This window comes from Psychrilyobacter sp. (assembly GCF_049671765.1).
In the GTDB taxonomy this organism is placed as follows: Bacteria; Fusobacteriota; Fusobacteriia; order Fusobacteriales; family Fusobacteriaceae; genus Psychrilyobacter.
On record NZ_JBATVM010000121.1, the window covers coordinates 1 to 18,848 of the forward strand.

An 18,848-nucleotide genomic window follows, 5' to 3' on the forward strand; every position below is an offset into this window, starting at 1 on the left:
GTGTTGGTTGTTGTGCAACTTTAGAAAATACAAAGTTTTAATGAAAGATTATTAATTTAAAATAAAATAAGGGGAAGGAGAACTTCCTCTTAAGTTTTATAAGTATATAACGTGAAAAAATATACAAAATTTAATTATTTATTTTAGGAGGTTTGAAAATGAAAAAAGGTCAAAATTTAGCAGGAATAATAGTTTTATTATTAACACTAATAATAGGTAAAACAATGCTAGGGAGCTCAATGTTATTTTTTAGATTACTAGCAGGAGCAGGATTTGGATATGCATTAACTAGAGGATTTATGGGATTTGCAGGATCGGTAAATAGAGCATATAATACAGGGTCTACAAAATTAATGAGAGTATTGGCTTATATGTTTTTAGGAACATCTATCTTATCAGCGGCATTTCTTTATAACGCAGATGCTGGTTCATATGATCTTTGGGTAAATCAAATTAACCCAGGGTTAGTTCTTGGTGGAATCATGTTTGGATTTGGTATGACATTCTCAGTTTGTTGTGCATCAGGAGTTTTAACAGACGTAGTTACTGGATTTTCAAGAGGTTTTGTTACTCTTATATTTTTCGGGATGGGTGTTTTCTTAGGATTCCCTTTCCAAAGAGCAGCAACTTGGGTAACAGAAGCAGGAATTCCAACAGATTGGATTAGAAAATCATGGTTTACATCTGAAACAGGAGCAAAGTTATATAATGGAGTTTATTTCCCAGATTTATTTAAATGGGATGGATTAAATGGATATTTAGGAGCAGTTTTATTAACTTCATTACTTTGTGGAATTGTAGTATATCTATCTAAAAAATATGAATCTTCTAGAAGAGTATCAGGAACTTTTACAGGAGTACCGAGTGAAATAGAGCAAGTTAAAATAAGTACACAAGATAAAGATAGTAATAAAGAATTTAAATTATTAAGTGAAGAAACATATACAAGATTATTTGTTACACCGTGGTCTATGAAAGTGGGAGCGTTAGTAATAGCAGTTATATTTACATTATTAATGGGTGTAACTAAAGCTGGATGGGGAGCTTCTACACCTTATGGATGGTGGTTTGGAAGATTCTTAATGATATTTGGAATATCACCTGAATCGTTATCTAACTTTACTAATTTCCCAGTAAAATTCTATACAATGCCATTTTTCAACCACCCAATCAATGTTCAAAATGTTGGAATCATGGTAGGAACAGTAATTTGTTTATTATTAGCTGGAACATTTACTAGCACAGCAACAAGTGAGATTAAAATTACATTCAAACAAGCATCTCTATATGCAATGGGTGGAATATTAATGGGATTAGGAACAAGACTTGCAAATGGTTGTAATGTAGGAGCACTATATACTCCAATTGCAAACTTCTCGTTGTCTGGATGGATTTTCTTTGCTGCATTAGTAGGAGGAGGGATCTTAGGAAATAGAGTAGCGGTAAAAATAAAATAGTATTATTGAAAAAATATGTTTGACAAATATAGCTTAAATAGATATACTAGTTTCAACATAAAAATATATGAATGAAGATAGAGGTTGCAAACCTTAGAAGTATTTTGGAGGAGTCGGATAGATTTTGAGACCAAAAGAAAGGAAGTTTTGCCGAAATTTAAGATTTGTCGAAATCTTAAGTTGGGACTATGGATAATATCTATAGGACTGTCATTATCACATGATAATGGGGAGCTGTCGAATGATTTTAAGATAAAAACCTATTATACATAATTATAGGTTTGCAAATTAGAGTTATCGGTAGAGATCCGATAACTCTTTTTTTGAGTTAAAAGATCTCCTTTCTTCAATAACTAAGGAGGAAAGATTGTGAGAAGTATAATAATTGTATTATTGTTAGGGGTAATGAGTAGTTTAGGGTTCGGAGCAGATTCGACAGAGTCAGCGTTAAGTTTAGGTGCATGGACACTTCTTCCACCAATTATAGCTATAGTTTTAGCTTTTGTTACTAAAAATGTGATTTTATCATTGTTTATAGGAATATATTCAGGATCGTTTTTATTGGGGATAACTCAAGGGAAGAATTATTTATTTAGTTTCTTAGGAGGATTTTCTGATATAACAAATAGAATCATCGGATCTATGGCAGATTCATGGAACGCAGGAATAGTCTTACAATGTTTGACTATCGGTGGATTAGTAGCTTTAATATCTAAAATGGGAGGAGCAAAAGCCGTAGCAGAAGCTCTGGCTAAAAGAGCAAAAACTCCTAGATCAGCTCAATTAATTACTTGGGTTATGGGATTATTTATATTCTTTGATGACTATGCTAACGCACTTATTGTAGGGCCAATTATGAGGCCTATAACAGATAAGATGAGAATATCAAGAGAGAAATTAGCGTTTATAATAGATTCAACAGCAGCTCCAATTGCAGGAATAGCCCTAATTTCTACTTGGGTAGGATATGAGATATCAGTAATAAAAGATGGCTATTCATTGATAGGAATGGAAAATATAAATGCATATAGCATCTTTGTACAAACAATTCCATATAGATTTTATAATATCTTAATGTTAATATTTGTAGCTTCAACAGCATACTACTTAAGAGAATTTGGTCCTATGGCTAAGGCTGAAAAGAGAGCTAGAACAACTGGTCAAGTAACAAGTGGTTCAGCAGCTAAAATTACTCCAGAAGAAGCGGCTATAATTGCTCCTAAAGAAGGGGTAGAATTAAACATATGGAATGCTATCATACCAATCATGGTATTGATCGTAGGTTCTTTTGTAGGTTTCTATCTAAATGGAAAAGGTTATTTAGAGGGGACTGTACTTGAAACTGTAAAAAATGCTCCACTATCATTTTATGCTATTAGAGAAACTTTTGGGAGTGCAGACGCATCACTTGTAATATTTCAAGCAGCGTTATTTGCGTCTATAGTTGCTATCGTTATGGGAATAACTAAGAAAATATTCAAATTTTCAGAAGCTATCGATACTTGGGTACACGGAATGAAATCATTGGTAATCACTGGGGTTATTTTATTATTAGCTTGGTCATTGACTTCTTTAATCAAAGAATTAGGAACATCAGTATATCTAGTAAATGCATTGGCTGGAAGTATACCAAAGTCACTTCTACCATCTATTATATTTGTATTGGGATCAGCTATTGCTTTTTCTACAGGAACATCATATGGAACTATGGGGATCTTGATGCCATTAGCAATACCATTAGCTAATGCTATAGGTGGAGCAGCTGGGTTATCAGGAGAGACGTTATCATCATACATAGTAATGAGTATAGGAGCGGTTCTTACAGGGGCGATCTTTGGGGATCATTGCTCACCAATATCTGATACTACGATCCTTTCATCTATGGGAGCTGAATGTGATCATATAGAGCATGTTAAAACTCAAATTATATATGCACTTGTAGTAGGAGTTATAACAGTATTATTTGGGTATCTACCAGTTGGAATGGGTATATCTATCTATGTCGTGTTACCTATCGCTATAATAGCTACGATACTTACTGTAAGGTTTGTAGGTAAACCTGTAGAGATGGCAACAGAAATAGAAGAAGCATCTGAGTTAGCATAAAAATTAGTAAACCTAGTCATAAAACTGACTAGGTTTTTTTTATTTTGAATTGTAATTATGGTATAATAAAATTAGTAAAAACTAGTGTAATGTAGATTGGGGGAAAAAATGAGAATATTAATAATAAGGCTGAGTTCTATAGGGGATGTTATATTAACCACCCCAATCCTAAAAAAATTAAAGGAAAAAAACAAGAACTTAAAGATAGATTTTGTAGTGTTAGATAAATTTAAAGATTCAATAGTGGGAAATCCTAATATAGATAATTTAATTATCTTTAAAAAAGATACAGATGATGGAGTGAAAAATATAAGAAGATTTTCAAAGATATTAAAAGAAAATAACTATGATTATGTATTTGATCTACATTCTAAAATAAGATCTCGATTGATCACATTTTTTCTGGGAGAAAAAACTTTTAGATATATAAAAAGATCATTATATAAAACTATCCTTGTAAAATCTGGGTTAATTAAATATAGAGCTGATAATACCATAGTAAAAAATTACTTTAATGCCTTCAAAGTTTTAGGGATAAATTATAATGGAGAAAATATAGAGTTTAATTTTTCTAAAAATGATGAAAAAAAAGTAAAAAATTATAAAAATTATGTAGTGTTTGCGCCAGGAGCTTCTAAAAACACTAAAAAATGGACTGTAGAGGGATTTGGTAAGTTAGCTAAACTAATAAAAGAAAGATATCAGATAGAGATCATCTTAATAGGGAGTTCTAAAGAGAAGGGTGAATGTGAGGAGATCAATAAAAAAAGTGGAAATATATGTATAAATCTAGCCGGGGAACTAAGTTTAAAGGAAAGTGGAGCTTTGTTATCCAAAGCAAATTTTTTAGTAACCAACGACTCAGGACCATTTCATATTGGACGTGGAGTCAAGACTAAGTCATACGTGATATTTGGCCCGACAGATCCAAATATGTTTGAATATGATGAATTAGGAGTCTTAATCTATGGAAACGAACCGTGTTCCCCGTGTTCGTTACATGGAGATAAAAAATGCCCTAAAGAGCATTTTAATTGTATGAAAAATATAAGTGCTGAAGATATAATGGAAAGAATAGAAAAAAAATAAAGAATCGAGGAATATCCTCGGTTTTTTATTTTTAAGAAATTTTACTAGCAAGAAATGTCATCAAAATACCATTAATTTACTCTGAAAAATTATAATTTTGAGATAAAATTTATAAAGTATATAACAAAATTAAAACAAGATTTAAAGGAAATAATGCATTAGTTTTCTATAATATAAATAGAGCCTAAAAAATCAGAAACTTAGATGTTGTAATTTTTATAAAACAACTTAGGAGGTAGATTATTATGAATAAAGGAACAAAAGCGTGTGGTGGTCTCTATTTATTGTCGATTCTTTATACTGTTACAGGAATATCAGGGATTGTCTATCCAGTGGCATTTTCGATATATTTAATCTATGTTTTAGGAGTTTTCTTTTTATTAAGTGGGATTGTTAATTCTATAGATGGAATAAAAAATTTAAAGAATCCAAAGTATAATTGGGGAATGAGTTTATTTTTAGGAATTATAGAATTGATTTTTTCTTTTTCAATTTTTGCATCACCAGTTATTTCTAGTATATATTTAATCATTTATACTGGGATATTACTTTTAGTTAGAGGTTTATTTGTTATATCTAGTTTACTTGGAAGAAAAGGTGAGCTTAAGATTCCTCATATATCAACAGGAGTTGTAAGTGTATTATTTGGAATATTATTTATAATGATTCCTGTATTTTCAAAAGAACTAATAGTTCTTGTTATAGCTTGGTTTATAATTTTTAGTGGAGTTGATCTTTTTATTATAACAATGGGAATAAATAAAGTGTATGAGGAATAACCCCTATTTGAGGCAATAAATTTATGAATACTTATATTAGAATTATTTTCAAAGTCTTAAAGGAAAAGTTTGTTAATTTATGTATATTACTTGTGAAAACTATATTTGAAAATTAAATTGAGGTGATGAACGTGGAATATACAGCAAATTTAAAAGTAGATTTGAGAGAAGTAAAATTAATTAGGGCATTACTAGAGATTGAGGTTGAAAATAATAAACTTAAAATTGATTCTCTTAATATTCTTGAATATAACGAACTTTTGAAAAAGTTATTAAAGAAAACACAAATAGGTGAAATCAACATTTTAGAGGATTCATTATGTGAATAAATGAAGAAAAAGAGCTTTTAGTAAAAGCTCTTTTTTATATTATAAAAGTTATTCATTTATTTAACTAATTTACACTGATCTCCTACACACTGACTTAATTCTATGTTTAGCGCTTTTACTGATATATTAATTTCTATAGCAGAAAGGAAAAGAGAGATCATAAGTAGAATCAAACTTCCTGCAAAAGTGAATTCTGCTAAGATAACTTGCTGTAGAAATATTAAAAACATAGAAAAAACGCAAAAGAATAGAGAAATTATTCCTATTAATTGCATATTTTTTATAATTTTAACCCTTATTTTCAAGTTTTCTATTTGAGGCATTAGGATATCAACTCTACTTAGCTCTTGTGAGGCTTGGTTATGTAATGATCTAATAAGATTAGCTAAGGCTATAAATCTACTCGTATAGGCTAAAAGCAGAAGTGAAATAGTAGAAAAAATTAATGCTGGTGTTGTAAGTGTTAACTGCATTTTTGGTCGCCTCCATCTTTTAATGAAATGTTTAAAGCTATTGTAGAAATTTTAATTTCTAAGGCAGAAATAATGAGAGATATTAAAAAACAGATCATGGAAAATAAAAATAAAATCCATCCCACCTGAATATGTTGAAAAAAAATAGTAAATATAGACAGAGTGGCCAAAAACAATGAAAATACCGAAAAAAATTGTATCCATTTAATATATTTTAATCGTAGTCTAAAATTTAAAATTTGAGCTTCGATATTACAATCTTTATCTGGATGGTTATGAAAATTTCTAATTAACTTAGATATATTTAAATATCTAATTGTATAACCATTGAAAAACATAGAAATTCCTGAAAATAACAATGCTGGAATGGCATAGTTCATAGAGTTGCCCCCTTTGCTGAAAATTATTTACTTAATTATTGAGTTATAATTTATTTTATCAAGATAGTTTGAAATATACAAAATTTTTATTTATTAGGTAATAAAAAAAGACAGATCCTTAATGGCTGTCTTTTTTTTATTGCTATTACTTGCTTAAAATCTTGTTGATTCTAGGGCTTAAAGTATCAGCATTTTTCTTTAAAATTCTATCAATTTCAACAGAATCTGCAGCTTTTAAAGCTCTTAACATTTTAACACAAACTTTTATTTTAGTTAATTGACCATTAAGTTCAACTTTAACAGGTTGTAAGTTTGGTTTCCATATTCTCTTGTTCATATTATGAGCATGAGAGATACTGTGTCCGAAAGTAATTCCTTTACCAGTGATTTCACATCTTTTCATTATTATTGCACCTCCTATTTATTAAAACATCGGCTTAAATTTTAGCATATAGCAAGTAAAAAAGCAAGGTTTTTTCGACAATAAAGATATAGTTTCCTGTAAAAAAAAAAACTCTTATGATATAATAGAATGTATAAATATAGACAAAAGTCAAAAAAATAAAGAGGTAGTAAAATGAATGAACATAGTTTAAACGTATTGGAGTTTGATAAAGTAAAAGAAAATATAAGTGGGTATGCTATTTTAGACGAAACCAAAGGGAAAATATTAGATGTTATTCCTATGAAAGATATAAATAGTGTAAAGAAAGAATTAGAGAATGTACAAGATTTTATGGATATGCTGAAATATGATGGAGGTATTGAACTTTCAGAAATAAAAAATATATTGGTATACTTGAAAAAAACCAGTTTGATGGGGACTTATTTAGATGTAGAGGATCTTTATCATGTTGCTAGAAATTTAAGGGTTTTCAGAGTAATAAAAACTAAATTTCAAGAATTGGAAGGGAAATATAGAGGATTGCACATGAGATTTAAAGATACACCTACATATAAAGGGATAGAAGAGCTAATCGAGGCTGTTATAGATAATCAAAAAGAAATAAAAGATACAGCGTCTCTTGAGTTAAAAGATCTTAGGTATAGTAAAAAGTTAATTCAAAGTAATATAAAAAGAAAATTTGATGATCTTATTTCAAACCCTACATATGCTAAAGCTATCCAAGAAAAAATAGTGACGGTAAGAGATGGTAGGAGTGTAATACCTGTAAAAACAGATTTTAAAGGTCAGATTAAAGGAATAGAACACGATAGGTCATCTAGTGGCCAGACAGTATTTATAGAGCCTATAAGTGTTGTTTCATTGAATAATAAAATGAGGGAATTAGAAGTAAGAGAAAGAGAGGAAATAAGAAAGATCTTATTAGTACTTACCGATAACCTTAGAACTAATTTAGATGGATTAACTCAAGTAGGAGAAGCTCTTTTAGTTTTGGATCATTTAAACGCTAAATGTAGTTATGGGTTAGACAATAAATGTATAATTCCTAAATTAAATCAGAGGGAATATATTTCTATTGTAGAAGGAAGGCATCCATTGATAAACCCTAGAGAGGTAGTACCATTAACTTTTGAATTGGGAAAAAAATATAATAGTTTATTGATTACTGGGCCAAATACCGGAGGTAAAACAGTAGCTTTAAAAACAGCAGGTTTGTTGACGGTTATGACATTATCTGGAATACCGATTACAGCAAGTGATAAAACAGATATAGGATATTTTAGTGGTATCTATGCTGATATAGGAGACGAACAAAGTATTGAGCAGAATCTATCATCTTTTTCAGCGCATTTAAAAAATATTCAAACTATCTTAGTGGGAGTGACTAAAGCAAGTTTAGTTTTATTAGATGAGTTGGGTTCAGGAACGGATCCTATAGAGGGATCGGCATTTGCTATGGCAGTAATAGATTATCTTAAAGAAAAGAAATGTAAATCTATGATATCAACTCATTACAGTGAGGTAAAAGCTCACGGATATAATGAGGAGGGGATAGAAACAGCATCTATGGAATTTGATGCTGAAACATTATCTCCTACATATAGATTACTTATGGGGATTCCAGGAGAAAGTAACGCTCTTACCATTGCTAAAAGACTAGGAATTCTGCCAGAAGTAATTGAAAAAGCAAAAAGTTATATAAGTGATGATGATAAAAAAGTAGAAGGAATGATAACTAATATAAAAGAACAATCGGATGAGTTGGAAAAATCCAATGATGAGGTAAAAAAATTAAAATTAGAAGCGGGAAAACTAAGAGATCAATATGCTGAAAAAGTAAGAATATTTGAAAAAGAAAAACAAGAAATACTAGAAAAAGCATTTAAAGAATCAGAACAAATGATGAAAAATATGCAAGCTAAAGCCAAAGCTTTAGTTGATAAAATTCAAAGTGAAGACAATAAAAAAGATGATGTAAAAGATGTTCAAAAAAGTTTAAATATGTTGAAAAGTTCCATGGTGGAAGAAAAAAAGAGAAAACTAATGATGAAACCGAAAGTTGTTAGAAAAATATCTTATGGTGTAGGAGACAAAGTTTTTGTAAAAAGTTTGAAACAGCACGCAATTATTCTTCGTTTATTCATGAATAAGGATCAGGCTCAAGTACAAGCAGGAATTTTAAAAATGGTAGTTTCGTTAGAAGATATAGGGATCATGAAAGATGAAAAGAAAAAAACTTATACTAAGATGCATAGTCATAAAGGAAGTAGTGCAACTTATAAGATTGATCTAAGAGGTCAAATGGTAGATGAAGCAATCAATGAACTAGAAAACTATATGGATAGAGCTACATTAAATGGATATACCGATGTTCAAGTAGTTCACGGAAAAGGAACTGGACAGTTAAGAAAGGGAATACAGGAATATCTTAAATCGTGTAGATATGTAGCTAGCTTTAGAGACGCAAATATGAATGAAGGTGGATTAGGATGCACAGTAGTGACGCTGAAATAGATTATTATTATATTGTAGCAGCAGCAGGAGTTGGGAAGAGAATGGGGCTTGATTATCCTAAGCAATTTTTAGAGGTAGAAGGAAAACCAATATTTATAAGGACTCTAGAAATGATTGAAAAAAATCAAAAGGTAACAGGAATTGTAGTTGTTACCAATAAAGAATATATATATGAAGTGAAAAAAATGTGCCAAACCTTTAAAGTAAACAAGGTTATAGATGTAGTTGGTGGTGGAAAAGAGCGACAAGACTCTATCTATAATGCACTGGAAAAACTTCCAAAAGAAAGCATAATCGGAGTTCAAGATGGAGTAAGACCGTTTATAGAAGAAAGATATATAGAGGATTCTTATACTAAACTCATGATGGAACCTAATTTGGATGGGGTAGTTATAGGAATGCCTGTAAAAGATACTATAAAGGTAATAAACTCAAAAGGAGAGATAGTAGAGACTCCTACAAGAGATTGTCTCTTTGCAGCTCAGACTCCTCAAGTGTTTAGAGGAGAAATTTTGCATAGAAGTTATGAAGAAGCTAAAAAACAAAATTTTTTAGGGACAGATGATTCTTCCTTAGTGGAAAAATTTGGAGGATCTGTGGGAACAATCTTGGGAAGTTATGAAAACATAAAGATAACTACACCAGAAGATCTATTAATTTTTTCTAAATAAAATATAAATCAGTGGAAAAATAAAAGGAGTGGAGCATGAAATTAGGAGTAGCACAAATAAACCCAACACTAGGGAATGTAGAAAAAAATAAGATAAAGATGATATCATATATAGAAGATGCTATAGAAAAAGGGATAGAACTAGTAGTTTTTCCAGAATTATCTTTGACTGGATATCTCTTGGAAGAATTAACCTATGATGTAGCAGGAATCCCAGAAGAATTTTACGAACTAAGTAAAAAGATAAGTATTTTATTTGGTGGCATTGAGGAGAGTAAGGATTACTATTATTATAATTCTGCTTTCTATTTAGAAGACGGGAAATTACAACATACACATAGAAAGGTTTATCTACCTACCTATGGTCTTTTCGATGAAGGACGGTATCTGAAATCTGGAAATGAAATAAAAGCATTTGATACTAAATTTGGTAGATTTGGTATATTAATTTGTGAAGATGCTTGGCACCTTTCAAATCCTTATATTTTGAGTATGGATGGAGCCGATTATGTATTTACCTTAGTAAATAGTCCCTCAAGGGGAGCGCAAGGAACAAAGTTATCTCCTAATCATACTTGGGATGAAATGATGAAGACTTATTCTAAATTACTCACAAGTTTTTATATCTTTGCCCACAGGGTAGGATATGAAGATGGAGTAAACTTTTTTGGTGGATCTAGGGTATATTCTCCCAATGGAGATATTTTAAGCGAAGCTAAAAATTTTGAAGAGGAAATGATAATAGCTAACTTAGATAAGAGGGATTTAAGAAGATCTAGAATAAACAATCCTGTAATGAGAGATGAAAAACCAGAATTAGTTATGAGCAGTTTAAAGAGAATAATCGGATAACTAATAAATTTAATGAAAAACCATCAAATTATAAAGGGAAAACTCATGAATTATCCCTACTCACAAGTTGTTAGTTTTGGTAAAATATATGGGAGGACTTTCATTATGAATAAAATTTTAAAAAATATAATAGGAATAATAGTTTTAATAATAATATTATTAGGGTTTTATTTCCTAACTTTTCAATTGTCTCACGAGAGGTTGATAATAAAAGAAAGTAAGGCCGTTATATCTATTGGAGACTTAAACAGTAAAAAAGTAAATAAATATTATGACCTCTATGAAAAATCTACTCAAATAAACCTTGAAGAAGCTAAAAAGTGGACAAAATATATAAAAGGTTTAGATCTTATTTATTACAGTGATTTTGAGAATATGAATCAAGATGAGGACAAAGAAATAATGGTTATAAATTTAGGATGGTTATATCCTATTGCTAAGTTTAAACAAGGGGAATATTTTGATGATCTAGGGAAAAATTATTTTTCTCTAAAAAAAATCTATCAAAAACAACTAGAAAAAGATTATGATATGGATAAAAAAATCTATATGACTAATTATAAAGGATATTATTTTATATCGGATGATGTGATGAAATTATCTGATTATATGAAATTACTTGTAAAAAAAGAAATAAATAAAAATATATCTTCTAAGATGAAAGGTGATACTTTAGGAGAAGCAGTGATCGATTTAGAAGGTTTAGCTCAGGGGCTAAAAAGTTTGAAGATAAATGTAGATTATGAAAAGAATAAGCTATCTATGAATGGATACTTATATGGTGATTTGGAATTTTCAAAATATCTTAACGGAATAGAGAAAAAAGATAGAAAGTTTGCTAAATATATGGGTGAAAATAAGATTTATATCACTAACACCGATTTCAAAGGTTTGGCGTCATTGATAAAAGGAAATATGAATTCAGAAATAAATTCAATGTTATCTCTAATAAAAGTATTTACAGGGAAAGATTTTGAAGATTATATGGATAAAGTAGATGGTGAAATAATCTATGATTATGTTAAAAATCAAATGCTTTTACCTGTAAAAGAAGTGAAAGATTTTAAAAGACTTATAGAAATATTTGCAAAAAAAAGTGGAGATAAATATATTCTAGGTAATGGAGAAACTATTGAGATAAAAGACAATGTTATCTACTATAATGGAATCATGTCAGAGGGTTCAATAACTCCTCCCAAAGATGAATTTATAAATATGTCTTTAAATCTAGGGTTATATAATCCAGTATTAAAAGATATATATATAGATATGGGTGGAAAAGTAGAAAAGAATAAGATAAAAATAAGAACTACCATAACAGACGAGGAGTTACTTGAAATATATAATAGGATGGAGGGAGAAAAAAATGATTAAAATACACAATACACTTACTAAAAAACTAGAAGAATTTGTTCCTATAGAACCTGGTATAGTGAAAATGTATGTTTGTGGACCAACAGTATATAACTATATTCATATTGGAAATGCAAGGCCTGCTATCTTCTTTGATACAGTGAGAAGATATTTTGAATATAGAGATTTTAAAGTTACATATGTACAAAATTTTACAGATGTAGATGATAAGATGATAGAAAAAGCTAATACCGAAGGGGTAACAGTAAAAGACATCGCTGATAAATATATTGCAGCTTATCTTCAAGATACAAAAAAAATAAACTTAAAAGAAGAGGGAATGATAAGACCTAAAGCTACTGATCATATCAAAGAGATGATAAAATCTATTAAAATATTTGAAAGTAAAGGGTACGCTTATGAATCTCATGGAGATGTGTATTTTGATGTAGAGAAATACAAAGAAAACTATGGTGAGTTATCTGGGCAAAAAATAGAAGATTTAAAAGCCGGAGCTAGAATAGAAATAACTGATATAAAAAAATCATCTGTGGATTTTGCTCTATGGAAAACAGCTAAAGAAGGGGAACTTTCTTGGGGATCGCCTTGGGGGAAAGGTAGACCAGGATGGCATATTGAGTGTAGTGCAATGAGTAAAAAATATTTAGGGGCTTCATTTGATATCCATGGTGGTGGACAAGATCTTATATTCCCACATCATGAAAATGAGATAGCACAATCAAAATGTTCTTACGGTGGAGACTATGCTAGATACTGGATTCATAACGGTTATATCAATATTAAAGGTGAAAAAATGTCTAAATCTAAAGGGAATTTTTTCTTACTTCGTGAAATTTTAGAAGATTATGAAGGGAAAGTTGTTAGATTCTTTACACTTTCATCTCATTATAGAAAACCAATTGATTTTTCTGAAACAGAGTTAAATATGGCTAAGAGTGCAATAAAAAGAATTGAAAATAGTATGTTGGCTATATTAGAAAAATTAGATACTGAAAATTCATCTGAAGGCAACGATGGTTTAGAATTAAAGGCTATTTTAGAAAGTTCTAAAATAAGATTTGTAGAAGCTATGGATGATGATTTTAATACTGCTCAAGCTATAGGTGTGTTGTTCGAGCTTATAAAAGAAGCCAATAAATCTATGGAGCAAAAACTTAATAATGATGCTAAAGAAGTGTTGAAAGACATATATACATTTATGAAAACTACTTTAATAGATGTATTAGGAGTAGAGATTGTAGTAGAAAAACAAATAAAAGATCTAACTTCGGAATTACTTAAACTTTTAAAAGAGGTCAATATAGAAAAACCATCTGAATTTAATAAAGAAAATATAACTGTAGAATTGATAGAATTTTTAATAGAGAAAAGAAAGACAGCTAAAAAAGATAGAAACTTTGCCTTATCGGATGAAATTAGAAATAAGATGGCTAAAATTGGTGTGCAAATAAAGGACGGAAGGGAAAAAACTACATGGAAAATATAAGGATAAAAGAATTAAATGGGTTAGCACTAGCATACTTAGGAGATGCTGTATGGGAATTAAGACTTAGAGAAAAATTTATAGTAAGAAACCTTAAAGTTAAAGATCTTAATAAATTAGTGAAGGCTCACGTAAGTGCTGTGGCACAGAGTAAAATATATCTAAGTGTTGTAGATGAATTAGAAGAGGAATATAGAGCCTGTGCTAGAAGAGCTAGAAATTCAAAAATTTCAACTTTTCCAAAATCATGCACTATGAAAGAATATAAAAATGCAACAGCTTTTGAAGCGTTGATTGCCATGTGTTATATAAATAAAAGGGAAGATATAATAGAAGGAATTATAGAAAATTATGTATTTGAAAAGAAAAATGATGAAAAATAAAAAAAGAACTATAAAGAGAAATCATGTAAATCCAATAGAAATAAAAGTAGCAGAAAAAATAGAAAAAGTTGAAAACAGAGAAATCGAGAGGGAAATTAACGAGTTCTCTATACAAGCAGAAGAAAATAATATTAAAAAAGGAGATGAGAAAAAAAAGATGAAGAAAAAAAGTAAATTTAAATTTAATATGAGTTTTCCGGGCTTTAAATTTCAAAAGAGTATAGGGATAGATCTTGGAACTGCAAACACGTTGGTATACAATAAGCAAAAAGAAGAGATTGTATTGAATGAACCATCTGTAGTGGCTGTGGATAGAGAAACTAAAAAGGTTTTAGCAGTAGGAAAAGAAGCGAAAGATATGTTAGGTAAAACACCTGATCATATAATGGCAGTAAGACCTTTGAGAGAGGGAGTTATAGCTGATTATGATATTACGGAAGCGATGATAAAGTATTTCATCAAAAAAGTATTTGGTAAATTTAATATGGTATTGCCAGAGGTAATGATCTGTGTACCTATCGAAGTGACTGGAGTAGAAAAAAGAGCTGTATTAGAAGCTGCAATTTCAGCAGGAGCAAAGAGAGCATATCTAATAGAAGAAGCAAGAGCTGCTGCTTTAGGAGCGGGAATAGATATATCTGCTCCTGAAGGAAATATGATAGTGGATATTGGTGGAGGTTCTACAGATATAGCTGTAATTTCACTAGGCGGAACTATTGTAAGTAAATCTATTAGAATTGCAGGAAACAACTTTGATGAAGATATTATAAAATATATAAAGAGAAGACATAATTTGTTGATCGGAGAAAAAACTGCTGAAGAGATCAAGATTAAGATAGGTACTGCAATTCCTTTAGAAGTGGATGAAACGATGATAATTAAAGGAAGAGATCTTATGACTGGATTACCAAAACCATTGGAAATAAACTCTAGTGAAGTGTTAGAGGCCATAAAAGATTCTTTAGATGCTATAGTAACTAGTGTTAAGCAAGTATTGGAAAAAACACCACCAGAATTATCAGCTGATATAGTAGACAAAGGAATAGTTATGGCAGGTGGAGGTTCAATGATTAGAAATTTCCCAGAATTATTATCTAAAAATACTCTTTTAAATGTTGTTTTAGCTGAAAATGCTTTAGAAGCAGTAGTTTTAGGAGCTGGACTAGCTCTTGATAAATTAGCTGTTCTTAGAAAAATTGAGAAGGCTGAAAGATAATGCTTAATAGCTTGATTTTTGGAGATGAAGTTAAATCGTTTCTAAAAAATGAATTGAGACAAAATAAAGAAGCGGGAACATATCTTTTTTACGGGGACAAAGGAATAGATTTGTTAGGATTAGCTATGGCTTTTACCATGGCTATGAATTGTCCAGAGTTAGAGAACAATTATTGTGGTGTTTGTGAGGTATGTAAAAAGATAAAACATGGAAACTATGCTGATTTAGAGATCGTTGGTCTTCTACAAGGAGAAAGTAAAGTCGGAATAGATAAGATAAAAAATACCATATACAAAGCTTCTAGTTCTAGTTATGAGGGGAGAAAGAAAGTTTTTATTATAAAAGATATTGAGAGTATGAATAAATACTCTGCAAATGCTCTTTTAAAAATAATGGAAGAACCTCCCAAAGGAACGTTTTTTATATTGGTATCTAACACTTTAAATGTTTTGCCAACAATTTTGTCTAGATCTATTGTGGTTAAAGTTGCTAAACCTTCGGCAGAAATTTTAGGAGTAACTGAAAAAGTATATAATTTTTTTATGGGAAATATGAAAGATATATTAGAATGGAAAGAGGAGAGATTTGATCTTAACGAGATTAAGTCTTATTCCACTTTAGGAGAGTATCTTAATTTATATCTTACAGAAAAAAAACTGAAACATAAGGTTGACCTATTAAAATCCATAGATGACTACATACACAATGTAAAAAAAATCAAAAAATCAGAAAAACTTTCTATAGCTTTTGACTTACTGTCTAGCTTACAGGATGATAAACTAGTAGAAAATAAATCACACGAGAGAAAAGTGACCGAAGAAATTATGCATATATTTATAGTGAGATTAAAAACACCTAAATACACAGAAAAGTTAATAGAGTTGAAACATGGGTTGAGACACAACATCAACACTCAAGCAGCTTTAACTTTGTTTTTTTTGAGTTTTTAAGTTAAAGAAAAGGAGAAAAATTAAGTTTATGAAAGAGAAAATCGGATTAGTTAAGTATATAGTCTATCAATATTTGTTAATTTTAGTTTTGATAACAATAAATAAGTTGTTATTTATATATGTAAATATTCCTTTAAAAGATAGAGGAGATTATAGAGATTATATCGGAAGTTTTAAAAATGGGTTGATATTTGATAGTGCTCTAAGTTCTTATATTATTTTGGGATCATTAGTTATGTATATATTATACAAAGTTTTATCGTTAATAAAATTAGAGATAGTGGGTAGATATTTGTCTTATCTATATTCTTTAATAATAGGAATTATTTTTTTTACTATAATGATCTTGGATATTTGGTATTATAATACATTTACTCATCATGCAGATGTTACAGTTTTTGGGTATACAGGTCACATGAATGAAATTTGGTTAACGTTTTGGATGGAATATCCTGTTATAAAAATTATTTTATGGTTTTTATTGATAGTTACAACCTATATTGTTTGTTCAGTAATTAATTTTAATAAAGTTGGTAATAAGAATTTAAAATTTAATTGTTTAGAAACAATAAAATCGTCTCTAATTATTATTGTGGTTATACCAATTTTTGTAATAAGTGCCAGAGGTGGAATAACAGGAGCTACTCTTACTTGGGGAAGGGCTGAATTTTCTCAAAATTATTTTTCTAATCAAATAGCACTTAATGGAGTGTTTGCATTATTGCAATCGGTAGATGTGAACAGAAATATGAAGTCGAGTGACGCCAATTCTATAAAAAAGAGATTTACACCAGATGAACTAAAAACTAATGTGAGGAGTTATGTGACACAGTCACAAGATATTTATCTACCTGGTGAAAACGTATTGAGAAGAATTACTAATACACAAAAACCTGTAATAAAACCAAATGTAGTGATGGTTTTAATGGAAAGTTTTATGGGATCAAATGTAGGAGCTTTGGGATATGAGCCTGATCTAACTCCTAATTATGATAGATTAGCAAAAGAGGGTATTGTTTTTAAAAATATTTATTCTACAGGAAAAAGATCTAATAGAGGAATAGTTAGTGCAATTACTGGATACCCGTCCAGTTATGGGCAAGCCTTAATAAAAAAAGCTATAGTAGGGAGGAGAACTTTTTATTCTATACCTGATATACTAAAAAAACGTGGGTATAATACTAGTTTCTATTATGGTGGAGATATTGAATTTGATAATATGAAAGCATTTCTAGTAAGAAGTGGTATTGATAAGATTTGTGGTATGAAAAGTTTTTCTAAAAAAGACAAGACTATTGCTTGGGGAGTACCTGACGATAAGGTGTTTGATAAGATAAGTGATGATCTAAAAAAACTAAAACAACCATTTTTTGTAGAAGCATTTACTTTAAGTAATCACTCGCCTTATGATGTGCCAGACAAATTTAAAACTCACAGTAAAGTAAAGTATCCAAAAATGTATAAAAAATATGACGGAGTTGCTTTTGCAGATTATGCTGTTGGTAGATTTACAGATTCTGTTAAGAATAAAGAGTGGGCTAAAAATACTATATTTATATTTGTAGCAGATCATGGTGCGGATAGGGGTGTCCCAGTTGAAATAGATTGGAAAAAATTTACTAACCCATTATTGATATGGAGTCCTAATAAAAAAATGGTGAAACCACAAATAATTGATACGTTGGGTTCTCAATCAGATATATTACCAACTCTCATGGGGATATTAGGAGGAGAGTATGAACATGCTACATGGGGAAAAAACCTACTTTTAAAAGGGAATAAAAAAGAATTTGCCTATGTAGTTGATACTCAATATGTAGGTATTATAGATAAAGATTATATTTATATAGAAGATATAGTTGGGAAAAAAGATAAGCTTTTAAGAAAAAAAGATAATAAAGTAGTAAAAGAGATTGATTTAGCAGATTATAGAAAAAAAACTAGAACATTTTTAGAACTATCTATAAAACAGGAAAAAGAAGGGACTTTTGGAAAAGAAAATTATTAATTAAATGATCTGATATTAGGAGTCATAAAAACCTTTAAGTTAATGTAATTAATTTCACGTCAATTTAGAGGTTTTGAAAAAATTAGGATAACAAGGGACTAACTTTGATTTTGTTAGGTTTTTGGGAAAACTATGGTGATCATAAAACAATAATAAAGAAAAAAACAAAAAAACTCTTGACGAAAAGCTGTAAACACGGTATACTTCTTTTTGTCCGCAAGGGAAAGCGAAAGTGACCTTAAGCGAGACAACCAATAGGACATTAGCAATTAAATAGAGAAAGAAAGTGTAAATTAAAAACTCAATTGTCGTTTAAAACTTTGTTTTAAACAATCGATTAAGGTGTACAGTGGAAAGAACCACTATAAAAATATATTGA

The 18,848-nt window shown here is 29.8% G+C and carries 17 protein-coding genes and 1 riboswitch; of the genes, 14 read left to right on the forward strand and 3 right to left on the reverse strand.

Features of this window, described 5'->3' with window-relative positions; all coding sequences use genetic code 11:
* Positions 1 to 158: 158 nt before the first annotated feature.
* From WBG30_RS05985 to WBG30_RS06005, 5 genes are all read left to right on the forward strand, one after another.
* Positions 159 to 1,457, forward strand: coding sequence for a YeeE/YedE family protein (locus tag WBG30_RS05985; protein WP_424503736.1), 1,299 nt, complete (start codon positions 159 to 161; stop codon positions 1,455 to 1,457).
* Between the two features lie 70 nt (positions 1,458 to 1,527).
* Positions 1,528 to 1,702: riboswitch (Lysine riboswitch) on the forward strand.
* Between the two features lie 124 nt (positions 1,703 to 1,826).
* Positions 1,827 to 3,563 (forward strand): Na+/H+ antiporter NhaC family protein, encoded by a 1,737-nt coding sequence (locus WBG30_RS05990; RefSeq protein ID WP_424503737.1) that lies wholly within the window; start codon positions 1,827 to 1,829, stop codon positions 3,561 to 3,563.
* 96 nt (positions 3,564 to 3,659) lie between these two features.
* Positions 3,660 to 4,652: a glycosyltransferase family 9 protein gene (locus tag WBG30_RS05995; RefSeq protein WP_424503738.1), complete on the forward strand. Its 993-nt coding sequence runs from the start codon at positions 3,660 to 3,662 to the stop codon at positions 4,650 to 4,652.
* A 245-nt stretch (positions 4,653 to 4,897) separates the two neighbouring features.
* Complete coding sequence (locus WBG30_RS06000; RefSeq protein WP_424503739.1) at positions 4,898 to 5,431, forward strand: HdeD family acid-resistance protein; 534 nt, start codon at positions 4,898 to 4,900, stop codon at positions 5,429 to 5,431.
* 131 nt (positions 5,432 to 5,562) lie between these two features.
* Entirely contained in the window at positions 5,563 to 5,760 is a 198-nt protein-coding gene (locus WBG30_RS06005) for a hypothetical protein (protein ID WP_424503740.1), read from the forward strand.
* A gap of 56 nt (positions 5,761 to 5,816) precedes the next feature.
* Here the strand turns inward: WBG30_RS06005 and WBG30_RS06010 are convergent, their stop codons facing one another.
* The 3 genes from WBG30_RS06010 to rpmB all read right to left on the reverse strand — a co-directional run bounded on the left by WBG30_RS06010 (position 5,817) and on the right by rpmB (position 7,016).
* The gene (locus WBG30_RS06010; protein WP_424503741.1) at positions 5,817 to 6,233 is read right to left on the reverse strand and encodes a DUF2721 domain-containing protein; all 417 of its coding nucleotides are present in this window, start codon (positions 6,231 to 6,233) and stop codon (positions 5,817 to 5,819) included.
* A complete protein-coding gene (locus WBG30_RS06015) occupies positions 6,224 to 6,613 on the reverse strand; it encodes a DUF2721 domain-containing protein (RefSeq protein ID WP_424503742.1) in 390 nt (129 codons plus the stop codon). The genes WBG30_RS06010 and WBG30_RS06015 overlap by 10 nt, the downstream gene beginning before the upstream one ends.
* Positions 6,614 to 6,758: 145 nt before the next feature.
* Entirely contained in the window at positions 6,759 to 7,016 is a 258-nt protein-coding gene (gene rpmB / locus WBG30_RS06020; RefSeq protein ID WP_424503743.1) for a 50S ribosomal protein L28, read from the reverse strand.
* Positions 7,017 to 7,190: 174 nt separating this feature from the next.
* On the opposite strand from rpmB, the gene WBG30_RS06025 reads away from it, so the two are divergent.
* From WBG30_RS06025 to WBG30_RS06065, 9 genes are all read left to right on the forward strand, one after another.
* Complete coding sequence (locus WBG30_RS06025; protein WP_424503744.1) at positions 7,191 to 9,533, forward strand: endonuclease MutS2; 2,343 nt, start codon at positions 7,191 to 7,193, stop codon at positions 9,531 to 9,533.
* Positions 9,509 to 10,204 carry a 2-C-methyl-D-erythritol 4-phosphate cytidylyltransferase gene (gene ispD / locus WBG30_RS06030; RefSeq protein ID WP_424503745.1) on the forward strand — a complete coding sequence of 232 codons (696 nt, stop codon included), beginning with the start codon at positions 9,509 to 9,511 and terminating at the stop codon, positions 10,202 to 10,204. The genes WBG30_RS06025 and ispD overlap by 25 nt, the downstream gene beginning before the upstream one ends.
* Before the next feature lie 35 nt (positions 10,205 to 10,239).
* Positions 10,240 to 11,055: a nitrilase-related carbon-nitrogen hydrolase gene (locus WBG30_RS06035; RefSeq protein WP_424503746.1), complete on the forward strand. Its 816-nt coding sequence runs from the start codon at positions 10,240 to 10,242 to the stop codon at positions 11,053 to 11,055.
* A gap of 105 nt (positions 11,056 to 11,160) precedes the next feature.
* Positions 11,161 to 12,429 carry a hypothetical protein gene (locus WBG30_RS06040; RefSeq protein ID WP_424503747.1) on the forward strand — a complete coding sequence of 423 codons (1,269 nt, stop codon included), beginning with the start codon at positions 11,161 to 11,163 and terminating at the stop codon, positions 12,427 to 12,429.
* Positions 12,422 to 13,915 carry a cysteine--tRNA ligase gene (gene cysS / locus WBG30_RS06045; RefSeq protein WP_424503748.1) on the forward strand — a complete coding sequence of 498 codons (1,494 nt, stop codon included), beginning with the start codon at positions 12,422 to 12,424 and terminating at the stop codon, positions 13,913 to 13,915. Before WBG30_RS06040 ends, cysS begins: the two co-directional genes overlap by 8 nt.
* A complete protein-coding gene (locus WBG30_RS06050) occupies positions 13,903 to 14,295 on the forward strand; it encodes a Mini-ribonuclease 3 (protein WP_424503749.1) in 393 nt (130 codons plus the stop codon). Before cysS ends, WBG30_RS06050 begins: the two co-directional genes overlap by 13 nt.
* 187 nt (positions 14,296 to 14,482) lie before the next feature.
* Positions 14,483 to 15,511 carry a rod shape-determining protein gene (locus WBG30_RS06055; RefSeq protein ID WP_424503752.1) on the forward strand — a complete coding sequence of 343 codons (1,029 nt, stop codon included), beginning with the start codon at positions 14,483 to 14,485 and terminating at the stop codon, positions 15,509 to 15,511.
* Positions 15,511 to 16,461, forward strand: a complete 951-nt coding sequence (locus WBG30_RS06060) for a hypothetical protein (protein ID WP_424503750.1) — start codon at positions 15,511 to 15,513, stop codon at positions 16,459 to 16,461. The genes WBG30_RS06055 and WBG30_RS06060 overlap by 1 nt, the downstream gene beginning before the upstream one ends.
* A 28-nt stretch (positions 16,462 to 16,489) precedes the next feature.
* Positions 16,490 to 18,469, forward strand: a complete 1,980-nt coding sequence (locus WBG30_RS06065; protein WP_424503751.1) for an LTA synthase family protein — start codon at positions 16,490 to 16,492, stop codon at positions 18,467 to 18,469.
* The last annotated feature ends 379 nt before the right edge of the window (positions 18,470 to 18,848 follow it).